Source organism: Streptomyces sp. M41 (assembly GCF_043673425.1).
Lineage (GTDB): Bacteria > Actinomycetota > Actinomycetes > Streptomycetales > Streptomycetaceae > Streptomyces.
In genome coordinates this window covers 15,221-40,674 of the sequence record NZ_JBIMKE010000015.1, presented here as the reverse complement: position 1 = coordinate 40,674, position 25,454 = coordinate 15,221, and the positions used below count along the sequence as shown (strand labels likewise).

At 71.0% G+C, this 25,454-nt stretch carries 21 protein-coding genes and 1 pseudogene; 10 read left to right on the top strand and 12 right to left on the bottom strand.

All coding sequences use genetic code 11. From position 1 onward, the window contains the following. Nucleotides 1-10: 10 nt before the first annotated feature. Both ACHBTE_RS19670 and ACHBTE_RS19665 read right to left on the bottom strand, forming a co-directional pair. Nucleotides 11-958: pseudogene (locus tag ACHBTE_RS19670) on the bottom strand (PepSY-associated TM helix domain-containing protein); the annotation flags it as partial. A gap of 187 nt (nt 959-1,145) precedes the next feature. Further along, nucleotides 1,146-2,717 carry a DUF4874 domain-containing protein gene (locus tag ACHBTE_RS19665; protein WP_394725266.1) on the bottom strand — a complete coding sequence of 524 codons (1,572 nt, stop codon included), beginning with the start codon at nt 2,715-2,717 and terminating at the stop codon, nt 1,146-1,148. Between the two features lie 888 nt (nt 2,718-3,605). Here ACHBTE_RS19665 and ACHBTE_RS19660 point away from each other — a divergent pair. After that, a complete protein-coding gene (locus ACHBTE_RS19660) occupies nt 3,606-6,005 on the top strand; it encodes a carbohydrate-binding protein (RefSeq protein ID WP_394725265.1) in 2,400 nt (799 codons plus the stop codon). A 253-nt stretch (nt 6,006-6,258) separates the two neighbouring features. Here the strand turns inward: ACHBTE_RS19660 and ACHBTE_RS19655 are convergent, their stop codons facing one another. Then, entirely contained in the window at nt 6,259-7,692 is a 1,434-nt protein-coding gene (locus tag ACHBTE_RS19655; protein WP_394725264.1) for a dihydrolipoyl dehydrogenase family protein, read from the bottom strand. Between the two features lie 121 nt (nt 7,693-7,813). On the opposite strand from ACHBTE_RS19655, the gene trxA reads away from it, so the two are divergent. Then, the gene (trxA, locus tag ACHBTE_RS19650) at nt 7,814-8,200 is read left to right on the top strand and encodes a thioredoxin (RefSeq protein WP_394725263.1); all 387 of its coding nucleotides are present in this window, start codon (nt 7,814-7,816) and stop codon (nt 8,198-8,200) included. Nucleotides 8,201-8,231: 31 nt separating this feature from the next. Here the strand turns inward: trxA and ACHBTE_RS19645 are convergent, their stop codons facing one another. From ACHBTE_RS19645 to ACHBTE_RS19630, 4 genes are read right to left on the bottom strand one after another with little or no spacing between them, the layout of a single operon-like run. Beyond that, nucleotides 8,232-9,668 (bottom strand): aldehyde dehydrogenase family protein, encoded by a 1,437-nt coding sequence (locus tag ACHBTE_RS19645; protein WP_394725261.1) that lies wholly within the window; start codon nt 9,666-9,668, stop codon nt 8,232-8,234. 30 nt (nt 9,669-9,698) lie between these two features. Further along, nucleotides 9,699-10,877, bottom strand: a complete 1,179-nt coding sequence (locus tag ACHBTE_RS19640; protein ID WP_394725260.1) for a 4-hydroxybenzoate 3-monooxygenase — start codon at nt 10,875-10,877, stop codon at nt 9,699-9,701. Nucleotides 10,878-10,926: 49 nt separating this feature from the next. Next, complete coding sequence (locus ACHBTE_RS19635) at nt 10,927-11,961, bottom strand: LacI family DNA-binding transcriptional regulator (RefSeq protein ID WP_394725259.1); 1,035 nt, start codon at nt 11,959-11,961, stop codon at nt 10,927-10,929. 58 nt (nt 11,962-12,019) lie between these two features. Beyond that, nucleotides 12,020-12,694, bottom strand: a complete 675-nt coding sequence (locus ACHBTE_RS19630; protein ID WP_394725258.1) for a TetR/AcrR family transcriptional regulator — start codon at nt 12,692-12,694, stop codon at nt 12,020-12,022. A gap of 99 nt (nt 12,695-12,793) precedes the next feature. Here ACHBTE_RS19630 and ACHBTE_RS19625 point away from each other — a divergent pair, with 99 nt between their 5' ends. Next, entirely contained in the window at nt 12,794-13,357 is a 564-nt protein-coding gene (locus tag ACHBTE_RS19625) for an NADPH-dependent FMN reductase (protein WP_394725257.1), read from the top strand. A gap of 139 nt (nt 13,358-13,496) precedes the next feature. On the opposite strand, the gene ACHBTE_RS19620 is transcribed toward ACHBTE_RS19625, so the two are convergent. Next, on the bottom strand, nt 13,497-14,402 hold the full coding sequence (locus ACHBTE_RS19620; protein WP_394725256.1) for a LysR family transcriptional regulator: 906 nt from the start codon (nt 14,400-14,402) through the stop codon (nt 13,497-13,499). Between the two features lie 123 nt (nt 14,403-14,525). Here ACHBTE_RS19620 and ACHBTE_RS19615 point away from each other — a divergent pair, with 123 nt between their 5' ends. The 7 genes from ACHBTE_RS19615 to ACHBTE_RS19585 all read left to right on the top strand — a co-directional run bounded on the left by ACHBTE_RS19615 (nt 14,526) and on the right by ACHBTE_RS19585 (nt 20,580). Next, nucleotides 14,526-14,747 carry a hypothetical protein gene (locus ACHBTE_RS19615; RefSeq protein WP_394725255.1) on the top strand — a complete coding sequence of 74 codons (222 nt, stop codon included), beginning with the start codon at nt 14,526-14,528 and terminating at the stop codon, nt 14,745-14,747. A 126-nt stretch (nt 14,748-14,873) separates the two neighbouring features. Then, the gene (locus ACHBTE_RS19610) at nt 14,874-15,332 is read left to right on the top strand and encodes a MarR family winged helix-turn-helix transcriptional regulator (protein WP_394725254.1); all 459 of its coding nucleotides are present in this window, start codon (nt 14,874-14,876) and stop codon (nt 15,330-15,332) included. Between the two features lie 126 nt (nt 15,333-15,458). Then, a complete protein-coding gene (locus ACHBTE_RS19605; RefSeq protein WP_394725253.1) occupies nt 15,459-15,584 on the top strand; it encodes a hypothetical protein in 126 nt (41 codons plus the stop codon). Further along, on the top strand, nt 15,581-17,479 hold the full coding sequence (locus tag ACHBTE_RS19600; protein WP_394725252.1) for a RiPP maturation radical SAM C-methyltransferase: 1,899 nt from the start codon (nt 15,581-15,583) through the stop codon (nt 17,477-17,479). Before ACHBTE_RS19605 ends, ACHBTE_RS19600 begins: the two co-directional genes overlap by 4 nt. Continuing rightward, entirely contained in the window at nt 17,476-18,021 is a 546-nt protein-coding gene (locus tag ACHBTE_RS19595; RefSeq protein ID WP_394725251.1) for a DUF5825 family protein, read from the top strand. The genes ACHBTE_RS19600 and ACHBTE_RS19595 overlap by 4 nt, the downstream gene beginning before the upstream one ends. Nucleotides 18,022-18,024: 3 nt before the next feature. Further along, complete coding sequence (locus ACHBTE_RS19590; protein WP_394725250.1) at nt 18,025-19,341, top strand: MFS transporter; 1,317 nt, start codon at nt 18,025-18,027, stop codon at nt 19,339-19,341. Between the two features lie 45 nt (nt 19,342-19,386). Then, complete coding sequence (locus tag ACHBTE_RS19585; protein WP_394725249.1) at nt 19,387-20,580, top strand: CaiB/BaiF CoA transferase family protein; 1,194 nt, start codon at nt 19,387-19,389, stop codon at nt 20,578-20,580. 21 nt (nt 20,581-20,601) lie between these two features. On the opposite strand, the gene ACHBTE_RS19580 is transcribed toward ACHBTE_RS19585, so the two are convergent. From ACHBTE_RS19580 to ACHBTE_RS19565, 4 genes are all read right to left on the bottom strand, one after another. Beyond that, complete coding sequence (locus tag ACHBTE_RS19580) at nt 20,602-21,465, bottom strand: fructosamine kinase family protein (protein WP_394725248.1); 864 nt, start codon at nt 21,463-21,465, stop codon at nt 20,602-20,604. Nucleotides 21,466-21,508: 43 nt separating this feature from the next. Continuing rightward, complete coding sequence (locus ACHBTE_RS19575; protein ID WP_394725247.1) at nt 21,509-21,967, bottom strand: (2Fe-2S)-binding protein; 459 nt, start codon at nt 21,965-21,967, stop codon at nt 21,509-21,511. A 21-nt stretch (nt 21,968-21,988) separates the two neighbouring features. Beyond that, nucleotides 21,989-24,106, bottom strand: a complete 2,118-nt coding sequence (locus tag ACHBTE_RS19570) for a molybdopterin cofactor-binding domain-containing protein (RefSeq protein ID WP_394725385.1) — start codon at nt 24,104-24,106, stop codon at nt 21,989-21,991. A gap of 120 nt (nt 24,107-24,226) precedes the next feature. Next, on the bottom strand, nt 24,227-25,396 hold the full coding sequence (locus ACHBTE_RS19565) for an FAD-dependent oxidoreductase (RefSeq protein ID WP_394725246.1): 1,170 nt from the start codon (nt 25,394-25,396) through the stop codon (nt 24,227-24,229). Nucleotides 25,397-25,454: the final 58 nt, after the last annotated feature.

Sequence of the window (25,454 nt, the reverse complement as noted above, 5' to 3'; positions counted from 1 at the left end):
ATCGGTGCTCCTACTTCACCGCGGCAGGCTTGGGCTTCCCCCGCCGATGGGCGATCTCCCCGAGCACCACGTCCACGACGATGAAGGCGGCCAGGGAGATGCCGAGCAACGGCACGAAGTAGCCGACCACGGCGACGAGCGCCACGAGCGGGACCAGGATCTGCGGCGGCACCTGCTGCCAGGCCCCGCGCGGGACGGGACGGCCGAAGGCGGAACCACGGCCGCGCTGCCACCACATCCGGTAACCCCACACGATCAGCAGGATCAGCGAGAGCGTGAGCAGCATCAGGGCGATCTGGTTGACCACGCCGAACAGGACACCGGTGTGCAGGTCGATGCCCCAGCGGGTCAGCTTGGCGAGCACGGGGTAGTCGTCGAACCGCAGGACGTCGGTGACCTCGCCGGTGGCCGGGTCGATCGCGACCGAGTCCTGCTTCGTCGGCCAGCTGCGCTGCACCTGCTTCACCACATAGGTGGACGAGGCGTCGGCCGGCGGCACGATCTCCACGGGGTCGCCCAGGCCCTCGGCCCGCGCGGCCGACAGCACCTTGTCGAGGCCGACGCCGTGCTCACCGTTCCCGCCGTCGCCCGCGGCGGCGCCGTGACCGCCGTGGTCGCCGCCCGCGGCGGAGATGGACGGGGTCGCCTGGCCCAGGGAGGTACGCAGCTCGTCGATGTTGGCACCGGCGTACGTCGACCAGGTCAAGCCGGTCGCCGACAGGAAGAAGAAGCCGACCGCGGCCCAGACACCGACGGTGCCGTGCAGGCCGAGCGTGCGGCGGCGTCCGCTGGTGCCGCGCACCTTACGCAGGGCGCGGCGGCGGGAGAACCACAGCACCACGCCGCCGGCCGCGATCACCCACAGCCAGCTGGCGGCGAGCTCGCTGCACCGACGCCGGAACACGCCGCCGAGGCACTGGGCTTCGAGCTGCCGTAGCGGACGAGGACCCTGACGGCCCGGCGCGGACGCACGAACGCCTGCGCCGCGACCTGACCTCGTGTCCGCGCCCCGAGTTTCCTGAAGTGCGGCGCGGGGTGAACCGTGCGGGCCGGGACGCGTCCGATAGGAACGGCTGGGTACAGGTGGCGGGGTTGATTGTCGGGTCAGTGTTCGTGGGAGACGCATCGTCGGCCGCGCGTCACCGTCAGAGCTGGACTTGCGCCACGACGTTTACGCCCTCTGCCCAGTCCACTGTCGCGTTCGCGCAGCGCACGTGCCTGGGTTCGCCGCCGTTGTGATGACCGGCGAGTTTCAGGCCGAGGCGGTAGGTGCCGCGGGCCGACCAGGGCACCTCCAGAGTGCCGTGCACCGTATGGGTGGGGGGTTCGCCGTGGTTGTCCGTGGTTTCTGCACGGCCCTGGGGCTGCCACTGGGTCCAATCGGCGCGCGTGTGCGTCTGGGCCACGGTTTTTCCCTCGGCGTCGAGCAGTACAAGGTAGGCCGGGCGCGGGTGCTTGGGCGGGGCGAAGCCGCGGTTGACCAGGTCGACTTCCACCGGAAGCTTACGGGAGGTGAGTTCGCCGACGTCGTAGCGTGCCTGCTGGATCTCGAGTCGGTAGCCGAGGTGGTCTCGCACATACTCGAAATGGGTACGGGGCACCGACTTGCCTGCGCGGTCACGGAAGTAGCCATCGGAGATGGGCAGTTGGGCGGCCACGGCATCCTTCTCCGTCATCGTGCTCTTGCGCCAGGCCGGGATCGTGACTGTCGAGTTGTGTGCGATGGACAGTGAGTCGAAGCGCAGAGTCTGGAGGCGTCGCGCCACATCGATGCCGGGTATGACCTTGCTCCAGGCGTGGGGGTCCTTGTCCTCGTTCTTGTCCCACGGCATCTCGCCGTCCATCATGCAGGTGGTTCCGACGTCCAGGTAGGTGCTCCAGTGCGGGTCGGAGGGGACGTAGAAGTCATACAGGCCGCCTTCCAGGGTCAGGTAGTCGTTGTGGAATCCGATGCGGTCCAGGATCTGATGATTTGTGATCATGTTTCGCTTCCAGGCGTACCGCATTTGCGTGTGTATGCCCGCCGGTAGCGCCTCGACGAGAGTCGTCATGATGGTCGTGACGGCATCTGGGTAAGTCTCGTGCTTGTGGTAGCTGCCGGCCCACTCGCCCCAGGCACCGAGGAAGCCGGCCTGCCAGACGGCCACGACGTCGCTGTGGCGAGCCACGATCGGGGCGAGTTGTCCGATGTGCCGCTGGATGTTCTGCACGGTGTAGCGGCGCTTCGCTCGGACGCCGTCGTCGTACACGAAGCGCAGGACCGCGGCGTAGCCCTTTGCGCGGAGGCCGGCGAGGACCGATTCGATGTTGTCCAGGGCGCGTTTCGGAATGTCTGTCGTGGCGTACTCCCACAGATAGAAGTACAGCTGGGTGAGGCTGACACCGGGGCCGTAGGTGTCTTCCAGGAGGGAGAGGGTCTCGGCGGACTTGGGCGAATGACTTTTCTCTCTGGGCCAGGGGCTCGTCAGGTCAATGGCGTTGTAGGACATCTCGTAGCGGAAGCCGCGGCGCGGATTGAGTATCGGGGCACGGCCGTCGGGGTCGTCAGGCCGGATTCCACGGTGCCCCACCGTGCGTACTGTTGACGATGTCGCTGCCGCGAATGCGCCGACACCGCCCGTCAGTGGAATGGTGACGGCGAGGGCGGTTGTCAGCAGGTGGCGCCGGGAGGGCCGGGACCTCTGTTCCTGTTCCGCGCCAGTTCCTTCGGTATCCATGCGTGCTCCCTAATCGTTCGTGGGAACAAGAGCGTGAGGCGCGCCACGCGGGCATGCTATGGACTGGGGGGAGGGGGTTCTTGGACTTTTCAATTATGAACCGTTGAGTCCGGCTCTTCGGTTCTGCCCGGCGTGATACCCCATGAGTGAGGGAAACACTCATGTTCAGCAAGGTTATGCGGCGTCAGTTGTCACCGCCGGAGCAATGTCTCGGCCTGGCCCACGGCGAGCCGAGGCGTCTGCTCAGCTACGCATGGGGCCGGTGTCGGGAGCACGAGACACTGGCCGCGATCACCCTCATCGCTACCGCGAGTTGGCTGTGACGATTGGATCGTGTACCACGCCACGAGGTTCGTGATAGGCGGCGCTCTCGAATTTGTCACTTGCGTACGTCATCAGCATCTGGCAGTAACCAATCCGACCTGCTCACACGATTCCGTCGACATGGGCGCGCAGCGGCGTGTTGTCAGAACGCGGTGAAATTGGCGGGCTTTTCGCACTGTCTCGAGTGCCGAATTCTTGACGCGCGTGAGCGGGGCCCCTACAGTGCTCTCACTGTTTGAGGTTGCAGGAGTTTGTTTGCCTCTGTGGACTCTGCGCAGGAGGTGCCACAAGGCCCACGACCACGCCACCTGATCTCCCGCTCACATGGCACAGCCGTGCGTCAGAGCCATTCTCTGCGAACGATCACGGCCCCGTGCTCACCGTGCTCAGCCCTTGGCCTGGTGACTGGACGTATCACTCCTCCGTTGTCGCTGTTCAAGTCGAATGATTCGCGCCTGGAAGGAAGATGCCGTGCACATTCACAGTCAACGGCCACTCACGAAGCGAAGCGCCGTTCTCATGAAGGCCATAGCCCTTGTGGCGACCATCGCCACAGTGCTCGCCGTGACCTATCTCAACCAAGCAGCGGGAGCTCCCGGTGCCGAACAGGGAGCTGCCGTTTCCACCTCGATCAAGGTCGACGGTTCCCAGGGGGGAGGCACCTTCGACGGTGTGGGGGCGATCAGCGGAGGCGGTGGAAACACCCGCCTGCTCATCGACTACCCCGACAAGCAACGGAACGAGATCCTGGACTACCTGTTCAAGCCGGGCTATGGCGCACAGGTGCAGATCCTCAAGCTGGAGATCGGTGGTGACGCCAACACGACCGACGGCTCCGAGCCCAGCTTCCAGCACACCAAGGGTGACATCAACTGCGATGCCGGCTACGAGCTCTGGCTTGCCAAGGAGGCCAAGAAGCGCAACCCCGACATCAAACTGGCCGGCCTGGCGTGGGCGGCACCACATTGGCTCAAGGTCAACAACGCCAACGACTTCTACGCCCCGAAGGACGGCGCCTTCCCCACTATCGACTACCTCATGGACTGGATGCGGTGCGCCACGGACAACGAGCTGACCATCGACTACCTGGGTGGCTGGAACGAGCGGTATCCGCGGGGCAATGCCGATGAGTGGTACAAGAAGCTCAGCGCGACGCTGAAGGCCAAGAAGTACGCTACCAAGATCGTCGGTGGCGAACATGAATGGCACATCGCCGAGCACATGAAGAAGGACCGCGCGCTCAGGGACGCGATCGACGTCATGGGAGTGCACTACCCATGCGGGTACATGAGCGAAGCGAAGAGCTGCGTAGAGCACGCAAAGGACAGGCGGGCAGCCTACGCGGATTCGCAGGAACTGGTGAAGCAGGGCAAGACACTCTGGGCGAGCGAGAACGGCTCGCAGCCGTTCGACACGGGTGCGCGACAGGTGGCCCGGGCCATCAACCGTGGCTACATCGACTCGAAGATGACCGCCTACATCAACTGGCCGATCGTCGCCTCCCTCTACCAGAACCTCCACTTCTCCAAGGCTGGGCTCCTCCTGGCAGACCAGCCCTGGTCAGGAGCCTACGACCCCGGCCCGACGACGTGGGTCATGGCGCACACCGCCCAGTTCACCAACCCTGGCTGGAAATACATCGACAGCGCGAGCGGATACCTCGGCGGAGATGCGAAGAACGGCAGCTACGTAACGCTGCGGTCGCCCGAGAAGAACGCCTACAGCGCTGTCATCGAGACGGTGGATGCCCCGGCTGAGCAGACTGCCACCTTCACTGTGCAAGGAGGCTTGCCAACAGGGAAGGTCCATGTGTGGGCCACCAACCTCGACAAGTCGGCCCAGCCCAGTGACTACTTCGTGCAGCAGGAAGACATCACCCCGATGGCGGGAAGCGGGATCGCTGCAAAGGCCGGCAGCTTCACGATCAAGCTGAAGCCCGGTTACGTCTACACCGTTACCAGCACAGAGCGAGGAGGTAAGGGAACGGCGACATCTCCGGCTCGGGCCGCTTTCGACAAGAACCACGCGGACGACTTCGAGGGCTACGCCGGCGCGAAGCGCGGTCAGCAGGCGAAGTACCTGACCGCGATGAACGGTGCGTTCGAGATCGGCAAGTGCACCGGCAAGAACCCCAACGGCCAGGACCGAGGCGGAAGCTGCCTGCGACAGGAAGCCCTCGGAGAGCCGATCCGATGGACGGATGAGCCCTACTCCGACCCTTATACGCTGATCGGCGACGCGGACTCGGAGGACAAAACCTACCAGTCGAGCTGGACCGACTACACCGTCAGTTCCGACGTGATGCTCGAACAAGCAGGCCACGTCGACCTTCTGGGCCGCGTGGGAATCCAGGCAAAGAACAACAACGGCCTCGCCGCCTACTTCCTCCAACTCACGGACAAGGGAGAGTGGTCGATCCGCAGGACCGTGCTCGACAACAAGGAGAAGTGGAAGGGGATGGGCACGCCGCTGAAGGCTGGGACAGTGGGCACGCTCGGCCTCAACACATGGCACACCATGGCTCTGACCTTCCAGGACGACACCATCACCGCCAAGATCGATGGCAAGGAGGTGGGCACGGTCACCGACACCGCCCACAAGGCAGGACAAGCCGGACTGGGCAGCGGATGGGGACATGTCCAGTACGACAACTTCAAGGTGTCTGCCAGCAGCGAGAACGCCGGAGCGACCGCAGGCAACGGCGACGGTGGCCGGGCGACCAGCGGCGGCACGAACGCGGGGAGCTCGGCAGGAGCCTCAGCCGGGGGAGCCGACGCCGGCACCAGCGCCGGAGCGACCGGCGGCAGTTGCACCGTGCCCGCCTGGGACAGCAGTACCACATACATCGGTGGAGAGGTCGTCTCCCACAATCGCAGCCAGTGGAGGGCCAACTGGTGGACACAGGGCAACGAGCCCGGAGGGCCGACCGCCTGGGGTGCGTGGGAAAAGATTGGCACCTGCTGACCTCGCCGGTCATTGGCCTCGCGCTTTCACGAAGTGGGCGGCCCAGCAGGTGATGCGGGCCGTACCATCGGCCAGGAGTGACCTCTGGCGGCACCGGGCCCCGAATCGGGTGCTGCCGGATCTGTGGAGCGAGGAGTATCTGGAGCTGGCGCCGGCTGTCGGCTGCGGCGCAGTGACGGGCGCGCCGGCTCGGCCGGGCGCGACCGCCGGGACGGACGGTCGCGCCCTGCGGCGAACTCGCCCACTCTCGCCGTCAGTTGTCCCGGTAGGACTCCAGCAGCCGCAGCCACACCTCGCTGATCGTCGGATACGACGGGACCGCGTGCCACAGCCTGCTGATCGGCACCTGCCCGGCGACGGCGATCGTCGCCGAGTGGATGAGTTCGCCGACGCCGGGGCCGACGAAGGTGACGCCGAGGAGGATCTCGCGTTCCAGGTCGACGACCATGCGGGCACGGCCGCGGTAGCCGTCGCCGTACAGGGACGCGCCGGACACCGAGGCGAGGTCGTAGTCGACGGCGCGGACGCGGTGCCCGGCCTGCTCCGCCTCGGCCAGGGACAGGCCCACCGAGGCGGCCTCGGGGTCGGTGAAGACGACCTGCGGGACGGCGGAGTGGTCGGCCGTGGCGGTGTGCGCGCTCCACGGGTCCGCCTCCAGCAGCGGCACGCCGGAGGCGCGGGCGGCGATGGCCGCACCCGCGATACGGGCCTGGTACTTGCCCTGGTGGGTGAGGAGGGCACGGTGGTTGACGTCGCCGACCGCGTACAGCCATTCGCTGCCGGTGACGCGGAGGCTGTCGTCGACCTCCAGCCAGGAGCCGGCTTCCAGGCCGACCGTGTCCAGGCCGATGTCGTCGGTACGCGGGGCCCGTCCGGTGGCGAACAGGATCTCGTCGGCCTCGATCCGGTCGCCGGCGTCGGTGCCGACGACGACGGTGCCGTTCTGCCGGGTGACGGACTCCACCGAGGTCCCGGTGCGCACGTCGACGCCCGCCGCGGTGAGCGCCTCGGAGACGAGTTCGCCGGCGAAGGGCTCCATGCGGTTCAGCAGGCCCTTGCCCCGGACCAGCAGGGTGACCCGGGAACCGAGGGCCTGATAGGCCGTGGCCATCTCGGTGGCGACCACTCCGCCGCCGACCACGATCAGCCGGCCGGGCACGGACTGGGCGCCGGTGGCGTCGCGGCTGGTCCACGGCTTCACATCGGCGAGTCCGGGCAGGTCGGGCAGGACGGCCCTGCTGCCGGTGCAGACGGCGACGGCGTACCGGGCGGTCAGCGCTCGCCGTGCGCCGTCGGGGCCGCTCACCTCGACCGTGCGAGGCCCGGTGAGGCGTCCGTGGCCGCGGTAGAGGTCGGCGCCGATGCCACTGAGCCACCCGACCTGGCCGTCGTCCTGCCAGTCGGAGGTGAACTCGTTGCGCCGGGCGAGTACGGCGGCCGGGTCGAGGGGGCCCCGCACGGAGTCGCTGAGTCCGGGCAGGCGGCGGGCGTCGGCCTGGGCGATGGCCGGGCGCAGCAGGGCCTTGCTGGGCATGCACGCCCAGTACGAGCACTCGCCGCCGACCAGCTCGCTCTCCACGACCGCGGTGGAGAGACCGGCCGCTCGGGTGCGGTCGGCCACGTTCTCCCCCACGGGCCCGGCCCCGAGCACCACGACGTCGTACGCGATGGAATCCGTTTCCGTCATGGGGTCAGTCTTACGGGTGGTGTGCCGCGTGGCCACACGGGTACGCGCGCGGAATACCCGGCCGTACGGTCATGTTGTCGACGACGGCTTCGCCCCACACACCAGGAAGAGGGAAAACGCCATGAGCAGCACCGTGGAGCTCACCAAGGAGAACTTCGACCAGACGGTCACGGACAACGAATTCGTCCTGATCGACTTCTGGGCGTCCTGGTGCGGGCCGTGCCGTCAGTTCGCGCCGGTGTACGAGAAGGCTGCGGAGGACAACCCGGATCTCGTGTTCGGCAAGGTGGACACCGAGGCGCAGCCGGAGTTGGCCGCCGCTTTCGGCATCCAGTCGATTCCCACGCTGATGATCGTCCGGGACCGGGTCGCCGTGTTCGCGCAGCCGGGTGCGCTGCCCGAGGCCGCTTTGACGGATGTCATCGGGCAGGCCCGCAAGCTCGACATGGACGAGGTGCACAAGGCTGTCGCCGCCCAGCAGGAGCAGGCCGAGCAGAACGGCCAGTAGGGCTTTGGCCCAGGGGGCGTCTGACCATTCCCTAGAAGGGATACGCCGCCACGTCACCGCGCACCGTGGTCCAGCGCACGTCGGTGAACGCCTCCAGGTTGGCCTCGCCGCCGAAGCGCGCGCCGGTGCCGGACGCGGCGACACCGCCGAAGGGGGCGACGGCCTCGTCGTTCACGGTCTGGTCGTTGATGTGCACGATGCCGGTGGGGATGCGTTCGGCCAGGTCGAGGCCGCGGGCGGCGTCCCGGGTGACGATGCCCAGGGCGAGTCCGTAGGCGTTGGCCGCGGCGAGGGCGGCGGCTTCGTCGGCGCTGGTGAAGGGGCGTACCGGCGCGACGGGGCCGAAGACCTCCTCGGCGTAGGCCGGGCTGTCGTCGTCGACGCCGGCGAGCACGGTCGGCCGGTAGAAGAGCTGCTCATGGGTGCCGCCGGCGGCCAGCCGGGCGCCTCGTGACGTACTGGCCTCCACCAGCTGGTGCACCTTGTCGCGCTGCCCGGTGTCGATGAGCGGGCCGAGATGGACCCGCTCGCGGTGCGGGTCGCCGACCGAGAGGGACTCGGCCTTTACGGCGAGGCGCTCGACGTACTCCTCGTACAGGGACCGGTGGACGAGGTGGCGGCCGGTCGTCATACAGATCTGGCCCTGGTGGAAGAAGGATCCCCAGGCGGCCGTGGAGATGACCGCGTCGAGGTCGGCGTCCTCCAGCACGATCAGGGCGGAGTTGCCGCCCAGCTCCAGATGCGCGCGCTTGAGATGCCGCCCGGCGGCCTCGCCGACGGCCCGGCCCGCGGCCGTGGAGCCGGTGAAGGAGATGACGGGCACCAGGGGGTCCGCGACCAGCACCTGACCGACCTGCGGACCGCCCGGCAGGATGTGCAGCAGGTCGTCGGGCAGCCCGGCCTCGACGAGTATCGCCGCGAGGGCCAGGCCGCCGCAGACCGCGGTGCGGGGGTCCGGCTTCAGGACGACCGCGTTGCCGAGGGCGAGGGCCGGGGCGACGGAGCGGATGGAGAGGATCAGCGGGGCGTTGAAGGGCGCGATCACGCCGACGACGCCGACGGGTACCCGGCGTGTGTACGACAGCCGGGGCGCCTCGCTGGGCAGGATCTGACCGGCCGGGCGGGAGGCCAGTGCGGCGGCCTCGTAGCACTCCTGGGCGGCGACGTGCAGTTCGAATTCGGCCTTGCCCGGGACGGAGCCGGATTCCCGGACCAGCCACTCGCGCAGCTCGTCGGTGTGGGCGGTGAACAGGTCGCCGGCCTTGCGCAGCACACCGGCCCGGACGAAGTGCGGCAGCCGCGCCCACCCGGTCTGCGCGGCCAGGGCCGCCCGTGCGGCCGTCCCGACGTCGGCGGCGTCGGCCAGGGTGACGGTCCCGAGGGTGTCGCCGGTGGCGGGTTCGGTGACGGCGTGTGCGTTCCCGGACAGGGGGCGGGGCTGCCAGGTCTTGGGGTCGAGCAACGGCATTGCGGCTCTCCGTTCGATCACCGGCGGGACTCACCCGGACAGCGGAAGTCCCGAATAGTTCGCCGCCAGTTCGGCAGCTGCGTGGCGGGATGCGGTGATCCGGCGCAGCCGTGTGAGCTGCATCCGATCGTCGAACGCATCCCCGTCGGGTCGCGTGTGCAGCATCCTGGTCATGTCGTCCGAGAAGCGGGTGGCCTGCCACACGCGGTACAGGCACGACTCGGAGTATCCGTCGAGGAGTTGCGGGTCCCCGGTGCGGTGCAGCGCGGTGAGGGCACGGGCCAGCAGCCGTACGTCCGACACCGCGAGGTTGAGGCCCTTTGCGCCCGTCGGCGGGACGATGTGGGCGGCGTCCCCGGCGAGCAGCAGCCGTCCGTGGCGCATCGGTTCGTGGACATGGGCACGCATCACCGTCACGGATTTGTCGATGACGGGTCCCCGCTTCAGCGTCCAGTCGGCGTCGATCGCGAAGCGGGCGTCGAGTTCGTCCCAGATCCGCTCGTCCGGCCAGTCCTCAGGTGCCGTGCCGTTGGGTACCTGGAGGTAGAGCCGGGAGACGGCGGGCGAGCGCATGCTGTGCAGGGCGAAGCCGCGTTCACTGCGCGCATAGATCAACTCCTCGCAGGACGGCGGGACTTCGGCCAGGATGCCGAGCCAGGAGTAGGGGTACTCGTGCGCGTACGAGCGGCTCGCCCCGGCCGGGAAGGCGTCGCGGGAGACGCCGTGGAAACCGTCGCAGCCGGCGACCCAGTCGCAGGTCAGCGTCTGCTCGCGGCCCTGGTGCAGGAACCGCACGACGGGTCGTTCGCTCTCCGCCCGCTCGACGGCGAGTGCCTCGGCCTCGAACAACAGCGGTGGCCCGTCGGCGAGTTGCAGGGCGACGAGATCCTTCACGATCGCGGTCTGGGCGTAGATCGTCACCGTACGGCCGCCGGTGAGGGCCGGGAAGTCGATGTGATGGCGTTCCCCCTCGAAGCGCAGCTCGATGCCCTGGTGCACCAGCCCCTCGGCGTCCAGCCGTGCGGCGGCGCCGGCCTCGCGCAGCGCGTGGACGGTGCCCTGCTCCAGCATTCCGGCCCGCTGGCGCTGCTCCACATGAGCGCGCGTCCGGCTCTCCAGGACCAGGCAGTCGACGCCCGCGCGGTGCAGCAGCCGGGCGAGCAGCAGCCCGGCTGGGCCTCCGCCGATGATGCCGACCGTCGTGTGCATGGCCACGCCTCCCTGGCTTCGACGGTACGTCGGCCGAACGCGCGCTGCCTCAGCTGGACTCGCGGTGCACCGCGGTGGCCCCCAGCACCTTGTGCGTCTCGGGCGCTGCTGTGGGGCTGCGCACCGCACGGTCGACCAGTTCCGCGAGGTCGCGGCCGGAGGGCAGTTCGATCCGTACGGTGCTCAGCCTGGGGCGCAGCAGGCGTCCGAGCATCAGGTCGTCGGCGCCGATGACGGCCGCGTCGGCGGGGATGCGCACACCCTCGTCCTGGAGGGCGCGCATCAGCAGCATCGCGTATTCGTCGTTGTAGGCGAACACGGCGTCCAGGCCGAGGTCGCGCCAGCGGGCGGCGAGCCGTGCGGCGGACTTCTCCTCGTAGGCCAGCGCGACGGCGGTGACGGTGGCGTCCGTACCGTGCAGGGCGCGGCGCACGCCTTCGAGGCGGGGCCCGGAGAAGGACTCCAGGCCGTCCTCCTCGGGGACGACGACGCCGATGCGGCGCCGGCCGCGGGCGTACAGATGGCCGCCCGCGCAGTGACCGACGGCCTCGTGGTCCATGAGCAGGGCGTGTGCGCCCTCGACGGACCCGGGGCCGAGCGTGATCACCGCCCGCGCCCCGGACCGCTTGAGCACAGTCACCCCCTTGGGGCAGAGCCCGGAGCCCGGGACGAGAACGGCGACCGGGCGCAGTTCGGCCCAGGCGCGGGCGGCGTCGTCGCCGAGCAGGCCGACGCTGCCGTGCTGCACGACCGTGTAGTCGAGGCGGCCGAGGGCGATCTGGAGGTCGCCGAGGAACTGGCTGTAGAGCGGGCCGACGGGGAAGCTCGGCGCCGGCATCAGGACCATACGGCTGTGCCCGGCGCGCAGGGTCCGGGCAGCCGCGTGCGGGACGTACCCCAGTTCCTTCGCGGCCTCGTGGACACGGCGGCGGGTGGGCTCGCTGATCCGGACGGCACTGGTGTTGTTCAGGACGTAGGAGACGGTCGCGCGCGAGACGCCGGCCAGGCGGGCCACGTCGGCGCTCGTGGGTACCGAGCGCTGGGCGGGGATGGCGGGCGCGGGCGTTTTCGGTATCTGCACCATGACGTACCGCATCCTTGCAGAAACTCTGAGCGAGCCTTCGCTCAGGGTCCCCGACCGGTCACTCACCGGTGCCGGCCACCCGCGCCACCAGGTCCAGCCAGGCCTTCTCCAGTCGCTCCATGGGCATGCCGCACTGCCTGGTCAGGTGGTTGATCAGGGCGGGGTCGAGCGAGGCCAGGAGCGTGCGAGCGAGCAGGTCGCAGTCGGCGTCCGGCCGGATCTGCCGCAGCAGCATCGTGACGTGGGTGTGCAGGGCGCCGTAGGAGGGGTGGGCGAAGCGGCGGGCCGGCTCCGGCTGGGCGGCCAGTTGCAGATCCAGTTGCTCGACCGAGCGGTAGAGCACGGCCAGGCCGAACGCGCGCAGCCGCTCGACCGGCGGCGCGCCGGGGCCCAGCGGCGGGGGGCCGCCGAGGAAGTCGGCCTGGAGCTTCTTCGCCGAGTGGTCCAGCAGGGCCGAGAGCAGCCCGGTGCGGTCGCCGAAGCGGCGGAAGACCGTCCCCTTGCCCACGCCGGCCGCGGCGGCGACGGCCTCCATGGTGACTCCGGCCGCGCCGTGCTCCGCGATGAGCAGGGCGGCGGCCTCCAGGAGCCGGGCCCGGTTGCGGGCGGCGTCCGCTCGCAGGCAGCGCTCGTCGGGTCCGGACCCGACCTCCAGCAGATGGGGGGTGGTGTCGGGCTCCTGGGAGGGCGGGAAGGGCGGCGGAAGGGCGGACATGGACCCAGCGTAAAGCATCGGGAATGAAACTGGACCGCGGTCCGGTTATGCTGCTAGAAATTAAGCGGACCTCGGTCCGGATCATTTACGGCAGTGTTTCAGCATCTTGGAGTTCGCATGTCTGTTCGCATCCTCGCGCTCGTCGGCAGTCTGCGCGCCGGTTCGCACAACCGTCAGCTCGCCGAGGCGGCCGTCAAGCTCGCCCCCGAGGGCGCCGAGGTCGTGCTCTTCGAGGGCCTGGCCGACATCCCCTTCTACAACGAGGACATCGACGTCGAGGGCAGCGCCCCCGCCGCCGCCACCAGGCTGCGCGAGGCCGCGCTGGCCGCCGACGGGTTCCTGCTGTTCTCCCCCGAGTACAACGGCACGATCCCGGCCGTGCTGAAGAACGCCATCGACTGGCTGTCCCGCCCCTACGGCGCCAGCGCGTTCGGCGGCAAGCCGGTCGCCGTGGTCGGCACCGCCTTCGGCCAGTACGGCGGCGTGTGGGCGCAGGACGAGACCCGCAAGTCCGTGGGCATCGCGGGCGGCAAGGTGCTGGAGGACGTCAAGCTGGCGATCCCCGGCTCGGTGACCCGCTTCGCCGAGACTCACCCGGTCGACGACGCCGAGGTCGCCGCGCAGCTGACCGAGGTCATCGCCCGCGTCCACGGTCACGCCGACCGGACGGCCGCAGCCTGACCGCACGGCGGCACTCGGAACGGCAGCACCTCGAAGGGGCCGGAGCCACACCTCCGGTCCCTCGCCGTATCCGCCGTCGCCAGGACGCGTCGCGGCCACCGCAGCGGGCTGAGCCTCCCGCCTCGATACCGCCGACCCCTCACGCCACCGCCGTCGGCGCCAGCTCGCGCAGTTCCGCCAGTGCCGCCGCCACCGCCGGGCGCTCCCGGCAGCCCCGGCGGGTGCAGGTCAGCAGTTTGCGGTGCGGGTCGCCGGTGCAGCGGACGCGGCTGATCGGCAGGTGCGCGGTGAGCTGGGCCAGCCGCGGGATCAGGGCGACGCCGAGCCGGTGGGCGATCAGCTGGGCGGTGACCTCCCAGTCCCGGGCGTGATGCACCACGCCGGGCGTGAACCCGGCGGCCCCGCACGCCGACATCACATGCGGCCGGCACGGACTGTCGGGCACCGGCGCGATCCAGTGCTCGTGCGCCGCCTCGGCCAGATCGACGCACTCACGTCCGGCCAGCGGATGGTCGTCGGGGACGACCAGGTCATACGGGTCGTCCAGCAGCGGCTGCTGGTCGAAGCGCGGGTCGCCGAGCGGCGGATTGTGCGGGCTCACCTCCACCACCGCCAGCTCGACCTCCCCCTCGAAGAGCAGGTCGAAGCAGTCCGGCACCGCCGTCTCCTGGATCCGTACGGTCAGCCGCGGGTGCCGCTCGCGCAGCCGTACGGCCATGGGCGCGAGCAGCACCGACACGGCCGTCGGGAACCCGCCGACCCGCAGCTGTCCGGCGGGCGCCCGGTACTCGGCGCGCAGATCGAGCTCGGCCTCCTCCCAGCGCGCCGCGATCGCGTCGGCATGCGCGAGCAGACTCTCGGCCGCCGCGGTCAGACGCACTCCGCGACCTTGCGGTTCCAGCAGGTCCACGCCCAGATCGCGGGCCAGTTGGCGGATCTGCTGGGAGGCGGCCGAGGGCGTGAAGTGCAGTGCGCGGGCAGCCGCGGTGACCGTGCCGTAGTGGGAGACGGCCCTGAGGACATGCAGTCGGCGCAGGTCAATCATGAAGGCCAGGCTTCAAGGTGATGTCCATAAAGTCAACCTGGACGTACATGGAACCGCATCGCACCCTGGATGGTGTCGCGACGAACGATCAGCCATGAGACCCACCGAGCGCGAGGAGTCACCATGACCAGCACGACCGGTACCGTCTGCCCGCACTGCGGATGGCCCGACAGCGCCGAGCCCTTCCAGGTGGTGTCCCGGCACGGCACGGCGGCGGGCCGCACGGTGTGGACGCGGTGCGGATGCGGCTCGTTGCAGGTTCGGGTCGTCGACGACCGCGGGATGCGCATCGTCTCCCGCAGCCGGCCCGCGCAGGCCCGGCCGAGCTCGGCGTTCGCGCGCTGAGTTCGTCTGGCGGGCTCGGCCGCCGACCCATTTGCTTGCACACGCGCGATACGTGCGATCGCCGGAAATTTCGCGGATGCCCTATCCTGGACGTCACTCACCCCGGGACGGGAGGACTCCGGCGCCATGACCGCCACAGACCCCGCGCTGACCGCGCTCGCCCAGAGCTGGTGCGCCCTCTCCTTGCTGCACGGCAGGATCGAGGCCCACATCGAGCGCGCCCTGCAGAGCCGGCACGACCTCAGCGTGCGCGAGTACTCCCTGCTCGACGTCCTCAGCCGCCAGCACAACGGTGAAGGCGGCCACCTCCAGATGAAGCAGGTCGCCGACGCCGTGGTGCTCAGCCAGAGCGCCACCACCCGCCTCGTCACCCGCCTCGAGGACCGCGGCCTGCTCTCCCGCTACCTCTGCCCCACCGACCGCCGCGGCATCTACACCGATGTCACCGACGCGGGCCTCACCCTGCTGAGCCAAGCACGCCCCACCAACGACACCGCCCTGCGCCAGGCCCTCGACGAAGCCGCCGCCAACCCCGAACTCGCCCCGCTCGTCAAGGCGGTGGAGACGCTCCGCGTACCCGCTTGACCCGGTCCCTTCCGCTTCTCTCGGAGCGGCCGGTGCGCCAAACCGGTGCGCAGGCCGGTGCATCAGCGGGCGCTGTCTCAAAGACTTCTTGTGTCACAGATCGATCGCTTCATATCGTGAGCAATCTTGTGCGAAAACAGAGGACTTGAGACCACTCGGGGGGAAGGTATGGAGATCAAGAAGGTCGTGGTGCGCGAGGAGGAGAGCACCCACCGCACGCCGCGCATCGTGGAGAAGCGGCCCTCGCGTTGACGAGCCGCCCCGGCATGCGCATCCACCTGGTGACCATGCCCTGGCATCCGATCGACCTCCCGTCGCTCCAGGTGGGCCTGCTGCACCGGCTGGTGCGGCAGGCCCGTCCCGACGACGAGGTGCGTGAACTGCACGGCTCGCTGCGCTGGGCGGAGTTCCTGTTGGAGCGCTCCGGCGGCGCGCTGCGCCCCGGCGACTATGTGTCGGTCGGCAGCGACTCGATCTTCCACGGCCTGGGCGACTGGGTGTTCTCGGGCGCGCTGTACGACGACCCCGACTGGGGCGCCGCCCGACTGCGCGCCTACGCACAACGGCACGGGCTGCACGTCGACACCGCGTTCGCGATGCGGGCGCACGCCGCCGCGTTCATCGCCGAGTGCGCGACAGAGGTACTCGCCGGGCAGCCGGACGTCGTCGGGTTCACCACGACGTTCATGCAGAACGTGCCCTCGCTCGCCCTCGCCGCGGAACTCAAACGCCGTAACGCACGGCTGACCGTGGTCTTCGGCGGCAGCAACTGCGACGGCCCGATGGGGCACGCCCTGCACCGCAACCACCGCTTCGTCGACCACGTCGTACGCGGCGAGGGCGAGTACGCCTTCCCCGCCCTCCTGCGCCACCTCGACGCGGGCACACCACCCGAGGACGTCCCCGGTCTGTGCTGGTGGGACGGCGAGCTGTCCCGGGCCAACCTCGAGACCCGGCGGACCGTGGCCCCGACCGACATCCCCTCCCCCGACTACGACCAGTGGCAGGCAGCGCTGGACGCGTCCCCCGTGGCGGAGTACGTGCATCCGAAGCTGGTCGTCGAAGGCGCGCGGGGCTGCTGGTGGGGCGAGAAGCACCACTGCACCTTCTGCGGGCTGAACGGCTCCTCGATGGCGTTCCGCGCCAAACCCGGTCCACGGCTGTGGAGCGAGGTCGAGCGGCTGGTGCGACGGCATCGCATCCTGGACGTCGTCACCGTCGACAACATCATCGACATGGCGTACTTCCGGGACTTCCTCCCGCAGGCCGCCGACAGCGGCTGGGACCTGCGGCTGCACTACGAGGTCAAGTCCAATCTCACTCCCGCACAGCTGCAACTCCTCGGCAGGGCGGGCGCGGTGCACATCCAGCCCGGCATCGAGAGCCTCGGCAGCAGGGTCCTGGACCTCATGGACAAGGGGGTCACCGGCGCCCGAAACGTCCGTACGCTGCGCGAATGCGAGAATCACTCGCTGACCTGCTCCTGGAACCTGCTGTACGGCTTCCCGGGCGAGACCGCCGCCGACTACGCGCCGGTCGTCGCCCAACTCCCCGCGCTCGTCCACCTCCAGCCGCCCAGCGGCGCCCACCGCATCCAGCTCGAACGCTTCAGCCCGCATTTCACCGACCCCGGTCTCGGCTTCCCCGAGCGTCGGCCGGCCGAGATGTACCAGCATGTGTACGACCTGCCCGAGCGTGAACTGGCCGATCTGGTCTACCTCTTCGACACCCCGGACGCGGGCATCGCCGGTGAGCCGGAGGAAGCGCTGCGCAAGGCCGTCGAGGACTGGATCGTCGGCTATCCGAATTCGTCGCTGCTGATGGCGGAGGACGACGACGGCGTGGTCGTACGCGACCGGCGCAGCGGTCTGCCGCGGCGCACCCATCGCTTCACCGGCTGGCAGGCGGTGGCGCTGCGGCGGCTGGAGGACGGGCGCACCGAGGCGGCCCTGCACCGGCTGCTGGCCGACGACGGACACCCGGCCCCGGCGCGGGAACTGCGCGAATGGCTCACCCGCGTGCGGTCCCTGGGGCTGGTGTTCCAGGACGGCTCCACGTACGTCTGGCTGCCCACCCGGGACCTCCCGGCGGGCAAGCACGAGTGCCTCACGGACCCGGCCCTGGCCACCGGCGCGGTGCGCGGATGACGACCGGGCTGCCGGCCGACGTCGCCCATCGCCTCCGCGGCCGCCTGGTGGAGGTGACCGAGCCGCTGCGGCTCGGGGCGGGCGGTCACGAGAGCGTGCTGGCGGTGCGGTTCCTGCGGGAGTGCCAGAGCGCGGGACTGCGGGTGCGGTGGCGGCTGTCGTACGAGGCGGCGACGTACGACATGAGTGTGCTGCGCCATCTGCCGCCGCCGGCCGAAACTCCCGGCGAGACGGCGGAGTCGAGGAGCTGGCGGGCCGGGTATGCCTACGGGATGCTCTACCACCGGCGCGGGCCCGACTTCGTCACGGTCATGGACCGCAGGGACCGGGCCGCCTCGGCCCGCTACACCCTCGACCACCCCGATCTGCTCTCCGCGTTCGAAACGGTGCTGGAGCCCGCCCGGCTCGGTGAGCTGAGCGCCGCGCACCGCGAGGCAGTCGGGCTGCTGGCCGCCGAACGGCTCGCGCTGGTCACGGACGGATGGGTGGTCGCGCTGCCGCCCCGCATCCGGCGCTGGCCCGTCCCCGCCACGGGAATCTGAGCGTTGGGGGCGGCCCCCGCCGACCGGCCGCTGCGCCGGCACCGTCCCTTCCTGCTGCTGTGCGGCGAGCAGATCGCCGGGTCGGTCGGCCGTCAGACGACCACCCTCGCGCTGGCCCTGCTGGCGGTGACCGGCCTGGACGCCGGGCCGTTCGGGGCGGCTGCGCTGCTCGCCCTGACGTATCTGCCCGGCGCCCTGCTGAGCCCGCTCGCCGGGTTGCTCGTGGACCGGATGCCGCTGCGTCGGCTGCTGGTCACGGCCACCGCGCTCCAGGCGGTCGTCATCGGCTCGGTCCCGTTCGCGGACGCCCTCGGCCACGTCGGCCTGCTCCACCTCTACGCGGTGGCCGTCCTGTCGGGCACCCTCACCTTCACCCTGTCGGTCGCCCTCCAGGCGGCGCTGCCCCGGGTCGTGGCGTCGGAGCAGCTGCTCGGCGCGAACTCGGCACTGACAGCGGCCCGCACGACCGGCCAGGTGGGCGGCCCCGCTCTGGGCGGCGTCCTCGTCGGGCTGCTCGGTGCCGGTCCCGCGCTGCTGGCGGGCGGCGTGGCCTATGCCGTGGAGGCCCTCCTGCTGTTCGCGCTGCCCGCGTTCCTCGACTCGCCGGCCGGCGCCGAGGGCCGACAGGCGCCGCTCGCCGCGCTGCGGACGGGCTTCGAAGTCGTCCGGGGCGAATGGCAGCTGCGGCGGATGGTCCTGTCGGCCGCCGGGCTCAACCTGGGCAGCGGTGTGCCCACCGCGCTCTTCGTGCTCTACGCGACCGACGACCTGTCGCTGCCCGCCTGGCAGCTGGGCGCCTTGTACGCCGTGTACAGCGCGGCCACGATGGCCGGCGCGCTCGTCGCGGGCCGGTTCGCCCGGTCGGCGGGGCTGTGGGCGGCGACCCGGCTGTGCGCCCCCGCGGCGGGCGTGGCGCTCTTCCTGATCCCGGCCGCCTCGCTGGGACGGGCGTTCGCGCTGCTGCTCGCGTATCAGGTGGTCTACGGCATCGCCGCCACCGTGTGGGCGATCTCCATGACGACCACGCAGCAGCTGGTGACCCCGCCGGACCTCCAGGGGCGCGTTGCCGGATTCGTGCAGGCCGCGTTGCTGGTGACGGTGCCGGTCGGGGCGCTGGGCGGCGGTGCGCTGGCCGCGTGGCTGGGCATGGTGCCGGTGCTGGTGGGTTCGGCGGGGCTGGCGCTGCTGTCGGCGGCGACGCTGTGGCTGCCGGGGCGGGCGCAGGGGACGACGGGGGCGGCGGGGAGTACCGGTACCGGCCCGGACAGCTCAGGGTCCAGCCCTCATCGTTCGGCGAAAGGTGCAGGTCAAGAGGGCTGAGACGGCCATTGACAGCGGTCGGGCGGGGTCGTACAACTGGGCCGTATGATCGCGTCGCAGCTTCCCCTGTCCGGCATCACGGTGGTCAGCCTCGAGCAGGCCGTGGCCGCCCCCTACGCCACTCGCCAGCTCGCCGATCTGGGTGCGCGCGTGATCAAGGTGGAGCGGCCCGGCGGCGGGGACTTCGCACGCCGGTACGACACGACGGTGCACGGCACCTCCAGTTATTTCGTCTGGCTGAACCGCTCCAAGGAAGCGGTCACGCTGGACTTCAAGGACCCCCGGGGCCGCGAGATCCTCGACCGGCTCCTCGACGGCGCCGACGTGTTCGTGCAGAACCTGGCGCCGGGTGCGGCCGACCGCCTCGGCCTGGGCGCCGAGGCGCTGGCCGAGCGGTGCCCGCGGCTGATCCCGTGCACGATCTCCGGGTACGGCACGTCCGGGCCGTGGGCCGACCGCAAGGCGTACGACCTGCTGGTGCAGTGCCAGACCGGACTGGTGTCGCTGAACGGCACGCCCGAGGAGACCGCCAGGGTGGGCATCTCCGTCGCCGACATCGCCGCCGGGATGTACGCGTACAGCGGCATCCTCACCGCCCTGTACACCCGGGCCACCACCGGCCGGACCCACCCGGTGGAGGTGTCGCTGTTCGAGGCGCTGGCGGAGTGGATGGGCCAGCCCGCCTACTACACCCGGTACGGCGGCAGCCAGCCCCCGCGGCTGGGCACCCAGCACGCCACCATCGCCCCGTACGGCGCCTTCCGGGCGGCCGACGGCAAGGAGGTGCTGTTCTCCATCCAGAACGAGCGTGAGTGGGCCGCCCTGTGCGCACGGTTCCTGGGCCGGCCCGAGCTCACCGACGATCCGCGTTTCGCCACGAGCTCGGCCCGCGTCGCCCACCGCGACGAACTCAACGCCGTCGTCGCCGAGCGGTGCGCCCGGTCCGACGCCGCGGAGTTGCTGAAGGAGCTGGAGTCCATCCGGATCGCCTGCGCCGGGGTGAACGACGTCGCCGCGTTCCTGGACCATCCCGTCCTGGCGGCGCGGGGCCGCTGGCAGGAGGTCGCCGTGCCCGGCGGTGCCAAGGTCGAGGCCCTGATCCCGCCGGCCGACCTCGCCGGGCTGCCCGCGCGCATGGATCCGGTGCCGGCACCGGGCGAGCACACCGAGGCGATCCTCGCCGAACTCGGGTGCACGCCCGCCGAGATCGAGGCGCTGCGGGGCGACGGGGTCGTCTGACGTCCGGTCGTCCTCGTTCGCTCAGGCGAGGGCCGCCCTCGCCGCCGAGAGGGCCTGCTCCGCGTAGCCGCGGCCGAAGAGGACGGTGTGCACCAGGAGGGGGAAGAGCTGGTGCAGCGGGACGCGGTCACGCCAGCCGTCGGCCAGGGGTGCCGTCTCCCGGTAGGCGTCCAGGACCCGGTCCAGGTGGGGGCAGCCGAAGAGGTGGAGCATCGCCAGGTCGGTCTCGCGGTGGCCGCCGTGCGCGGCCGGGTCGATCAGGTGGGCGTGCCCGTCGGCGCCCCACAGGACGTTGCCGTTCCACAGGTCGCCGTGGAGCCGGGCGGGCGGCTCGGCGGGGCCCGCCAGTTCGGGCAGGCGCTCGCAGACCCGTTCGATGACGGGCGCCTGAGAGCCGTGGATCGTGCCGTCGTCGACCGCGCGCCGCAGATACGGCAGCACCCGGTGCTCGGCGTACCAGCCGGGCCAGTCGGAGCCGGGGACGTTGCGCATGGGGGCGAGCCCGATGTACGCGTCCTCGGGGCCGCCGGGGGGTGCGGCGCCGAACGCGGGTGCGCCGGCGGCGTGCAGGGCGGCCAGCTCGCGGCCGAACCGCTCCGCCGCCCCAGGGCTCGGACGGCCGGTCGGCACCAGCTCGGTGACCAGCCACCGCTCGTCGTGGCCGTGCACGGCGGGGACGCGGACCGTGCCGGTGTCGGCCAGCCAGCGCAGCCCGGCCGCCTCGGCCCGGACGGCGCGTTCGCCGTCACCGCGCTTGACCATGGCCGTCCGGCCGCCGTCGAGGGTGACCTCGGTGAGCGTGCCGGAGAGCCGGCGTTCGCCGGTGACCGCCAGCCCGGTGAAGCGCGTCGCGGTGGCGCCCGGGCCCTCGAAGCTGTGGTGCACGGACCTCAATGTACGGCGCGCCCCTCACCGCGGCGCAGGCACCTCATCGACTGCCGGCGGCGGCCTTCTTGATCGCTTCGCGGATCCGGGAGTAGGTGCCGCAGCGGCAGACGTTCTCGATCCGGTCGATGTCGGCGTCCGTCGGATCGGACGTCTTGTTCAGGAGGGCGGCGGCGGCCATGATCTGGCCGGGCTGGCAGAAGCCGCACTGGGCGACGTCGCAGGCCAGCCAGGCCTGTTGCACCGGGTGCACCCGGTCGTCGCCGGCGAGGCCCTCGATGGTGGTGACCTTGCGGCCGGAGCAGTCGGCGACCGGGACGACGCAGGGCTGTATCTCGGCGCCGTCGAGATGGCTGGTGCAGGCGCGGCAGGCGCCGACGCCGCAGCCGTACTTGGGGCCGGTGACGTTCAGCAGGTCGCGCAGCACCCACAGCAGGGGCATGTCCGCGGGTGCCTCTACGGTGACCCGCTCGCCGTTGAGGGTGAAGGAGTAGGACGGCATCGGTACCTTCTCGAAGGGGTCTCAGAAGTTCAGGGGGAAGCGGCGCGGCTCGGTGCCGGTCGCCCGGGCGTAGGCGTTGGCGACCGCGCCGGCCGCGGCCGGGACGCCGAGTTCACCGGCGCCGCCCGGCGCGCGCCGGGAGGGCATGATGTGCGCCTCGAAGTGACGCGGGGCATGGCGCTGGCGGGCGTAGTGGAAGTCGGCGAAGCTGCTTTCACGGACGGCGCCCCGGTCGATGTGCAGACCGGCGCTCAGCACGGTGGAGATGCCGTCGACGGCGGTCCCCATGAGCTGGGCCTGAAGGCCACGGGGGTTGACGGCCGTTCCTACGTCGGCCGCCATCACCACCTTGGTCACCCGCGGTTTCTTCGGGTCGGCGGCGTCGATCTCGACGAGACAGGCCACGCAGGAGCCGTACTCCTCGTGGAGCGCGACGCCCTGGGCGTGGCCCCTGGGCAGGGGCCGGCCCCATTCCCCTGCCTTCGCGACCTTGTCCAGCACCGCCTTGACCCGCTTGCTCCGCAGGGTCGTACGGCGGAAGGCGACCGGGTCCTTGCCGAGGCTGCGGGCGATCTCGTCGACCATGATCTCCTCGGCGGTGCGCACGGTGCCGGAGTCCACCGAGCGCCAGGCGCCGAGCGGGATCGCGAGTTCGACCGAGCCCGAATCGCCGGAGAGCGGGCCGAAGTTGTAGAGGCCGCTGTCGCTGGGCAGCGGTGCCCCGGCGGGAGCGGCGCGTACGGCGGAACGCATGCCGCCCTGAGCGGACATGCCCTGCGTGGACATGCCCTGCTTTCCGTAGGACTCGCTGACCGAGGCCGTCGCGTGGGCGAAGGCCACCACACGGCTCCGGTCGTGGCTGGCGCGGATGTGATGGTGGGAGGCCGGGCGCATTCTGCCGTGCCGGATGTCGTCGGCCCTGCTCCACATCAGCTTCACCGGCCGGCGCGCCTTCTTGGAGATCTGGGCCGCCTCGATCGCGGCGTCGTAGTTCAGGCGGCGCCCGAACGAGCCGCCGCCGCGGACCACATGGACCCGGACCTTCGCCACCGGCAGGCCGACCGCGGAGGCGATCTCCTCCCGCGCGGACTGCGGTGTCTGGGAGGAGAACCAGATCTCGGCCCGCGCGGCGCGTACGTCCGCCACCGCGGTGAGCACCTCCATCGGCGCGTGACTGACGAAGGCGAACTCGAACTCGGCCTCGGTCTGCGCCGATCCACGCGGCGGGGCGCCCAGCTTCGGGACCGCGGCACGCAGTCGGGTGCGGATCCTGGCGTCGGAGACACCGGCCAGGGGACCCGGCGCCCACTTGATTCGCAGCGCGTCGCGCGCCTGGAAGGCGTGGTGGAAGGTCTCCGCGACCACGGCGACGCCGCCGGCGATCTGCACGACGGCATGGACACCGGGCAGGGCTCGGGCGGCCCGGGAGTCGACGGAGAGGACCTTGCCGCCGAGCGTCGGCGGCCGGGCCACCACCGTCGGTTTCGCTCCGGCCGCCGCGAGGTCTGCGGTGTATCGGGCCTTGCCGGTGACGATGTCGCGGGCGTCGATACGGTTCGTGGGCCGTCCGATCAGCCGGTGCCGGGAGGCCGGCTTGGGGTCGGCCGGCACGGCCGGGCGGGTGATCCGGGCGGCGCTGCGGCTCAGCGAGCCGAAGGTGGCGGTGCGTCCGTCCGGTGCGAAGACCCTGGTGCCCCGGGTGCGCAGGGTGCGCGCGGGGACGTGCCAGCGCCGGGCCGCCGCCGTGACCAGTCTGGCGCGGGCGGTGGCGGCCAGGTGCCGGGCCGGGCCGTAGAGCGAACTGACCGAACTCGAGCCGCCGGTGAACTGGTTGCCCTTGGCCCGGGCGTCGGCGAGCGGGATGTCGACGTCGGCGAGCCGGGCGTCCAGCTCCTCGGCGATCAACATGGCAACGGCCGTGGTGATCCCCTGGCCGACCTCGACGCGCGGCAGCCGCACCACGACCCGATTGGCGGGGGTCACCTCCAGGACGAGCATCTCCTCGTCGGTGCCGACGGCCACGACGTCCGCCGCGCCGCGGCCGGCCTGCGCGGCTTCCTCGGCGCCTTCGGCGGTCGAGCCGTCGCAGCCGAGGGGGGCCGCCACGGTCAGGGTGGTCGCGGCGAGCGAGTAGACCACGAACTGTCGACGGGACAACTGACGGGCCACCACACGCTCCTCTCCGCGAACCCGGGATGGTTCGACCTGTAGGAGGGCCCGGTGAGCCTCGGGGTTGCGCCGGTCGGCCGCACCATCGGTCTATGTCGTCGTGCCGGTGCCGAGGAGGTCCGTGTTCCACTCCAGCTGCCGTACGAGCTCCTCCTCGCCCGCCCGGTCCGCCCCCGCGCCCCGGGGGCCGGGGCGCGACGGGATGTGGGTGCCGCGGGAGATGTTGCCGCTGACGGTGATGTTGTGCTCCGTGCGGGGGCGGCGCAGGCGCTCGTAGAGGCGGAGCGCGGCATCGGTGTCCGGTGCGTCCCGCAGGGACTTGGCGAGGACGACGGCGTCCTCCAGCGCCATGGAGGCGCCCTGCCCGGTGGCGGGGGACGCGGCATGGGCCGCGTCGCCGACCAGCAGGGACCGGCCGCCGCGCCAGGGTGTCCCGGTGGGCAGTTCGGTGGCGTTGGTGACCATGAGCCGGTCGGTGGCCGCGACCAGGTCGGCCGCGGGGGTGGTGTCCTTGCGCAGCAGGGGCAGCAGCAGCTCACGCCACCGGGCGGGTGTGCCGTGGGCGAGGGTGTCCGCGGTGAGCGGCTCGCCGGACACCCGGGCGAACCAGTAGGTCTCCCCCTCGGGCGACTCCGTGTACCCGAAGGCGACGCAGCTGCCGCGCACCATGGTGATGGTCTCGCCCGCACCGGACGGGGGTGCGGTGTCGGTGTAGCCGTAGAAGACGTACTGACCGGCGTATTCGGAGCGGGCCTTCGGGGCGATGTGCCGGCGGACGGTGGAGCTCAGGCCGTCGGCGCCGATGAGCAGATCGCCGGTGGCCGAAGTGCCGTCGGCGAAGCGGGCGGTGACGGTGTCCTGGCCGTCCTCCACCGAGACCAGGCGCGCGCCGTGCCGGATCTCGATGCCCCGGCGGGTGACTTCGGTCTGTAACGCGGCGTTGAGGTCACCGCGCCGCAGGCATCGGTAGCGAAGGTGCGCGGTGCCCGCCTCGCCGAGCGGCACCCGGGCCGTCTCGGCGCCCGCGTCGTCGAGGAGCCGCATCGAGGTGAGCGGAAAGCCGGTCGCGGTGACCGCGGGCGAGGCGTCGAGCTGCGCCAGGGCGCGCATGCCGTTGCTCGCGAGGGTCAGGAACGCGCCGATGTCCTCGGCGGAGTCGGGATGCGCCTCGTGGACCACGACGTCGAATCCGGCCTTGTGCAGGGCGAGAGCCGCCCCGGCACCGGCGATCCCGCCGCCCACGACGATCAAACGCGTCACATCGCCCCCGGTACGTACGCCGTACGGCCCCGCCGCTCGCAGCCGTCCTTCGTGGAAC

Excerpts from the sequence above, each read along its gene's own strand:
- ACHBTE_RS19665 (WP_394725266.1), bottom strand. The coding sequence starts at position 2,717 with ATGGATACCGAAGGAACTGGCGCGGAACAGGAACAGAGGTCCCGGCCC.
- ACHBTE_RS19655 (WP_394725264.1), bottom strand. The coding sequence starts at position 7,692 with ATGACGGAAACGGATTCCATCGCGTACGACGTCGTGGTGCTCGGGGCC.
- trxA (WP_394725263.1), top strand. The coding sequence starts at position 7,814 with ATGAGCAGCACCGTGGAGCTCACCAAGGAGAACTTCGACCAGACGGTC.
- ACHBTE_RS19645 (WP_394725261.1), bottom strand. The coding sequence starts at position 9,668 with ATGCCGTTGCTCGACCCCAAGACCTGGCAGCCCCGCCCCCTGTCCGGG.
- ACHBTE_RS19640 (WP_394725260.1), bottom strand. The coding sequence starts at position 10,877 with ATGCACACGACGGTCGGCATCATCGGCGGAGGCCCAGCCGGGCTGCTG.
- ACHBTE_RS19635 (WP_394725259.1), bottom strand. The coding sequence starts at position 11,961 with ATGGTGCAGATACCGAAAACGCCCGCGCCCGCCATCCCCGCCCAGCGC.
- ACHBTE_RS19630 (WP_394725258.1), bottom strand. The coding sequence starts at position 12,694 with ATGCTTTACGCTGGGTCCATGTCCGCCCTTCCGCCGCCCTTCCCGCCC.
- ACHBTE_RS19625 (WP_394725257.1), top strand. The coding sequence starts at position 12,794 with ATGTCTGTTCGCATCCTCGCGCTCGTCGGCAGTCTGCGCGCCGGTTCG.
- ACHBTE_RS19620 (WP_394725256.1), bottom strand. The coding sequence starts at position 14,402 with ATGATTGACCTGCGCCGACTGCATGTCCTCAGGGCCGTCTCCCACTAC.
- ACHBTE_RS19615 (WP_394725255.1), top strand. The coding sequence starts at position 14,526 with ATGACCAGCACGACCGGTACCGTCTGCCCGCACTGCGGATGGCCCGAC.
- ACHBTE_RS19610 (WP_394725254.1), top strand. The coding sequence starts at position 14,874 with ATGACCGCCACAGACCCCGCGCTGACCGCGCTCGCCCAGAGCTGGTGC.
- ACHBTE_RS19595 (WP_394725251.1), top strand. The coding sequence starts at position 17,476 with ATGACGACCGGGCTGCCGGCCGACGTCGCCCATCGCCTCCGCGGCCGC.
- ACHBTE_RS19585 (WP_394725249.1), top strand. The coding sequence starts at position 19,387 with ATGATCGCGTCGCAGCTTCCCCTGTCCGGCATCACGGTGGTCAGCCTC.
- ACHBTE_RS19575 (WP_394725247.1), bottom strand. The coding sequence starts at position 21,967 with ATGCCGTCCTACTCCTTCACCCTCAACGGCGAGCGGGTCACCGTAGAG.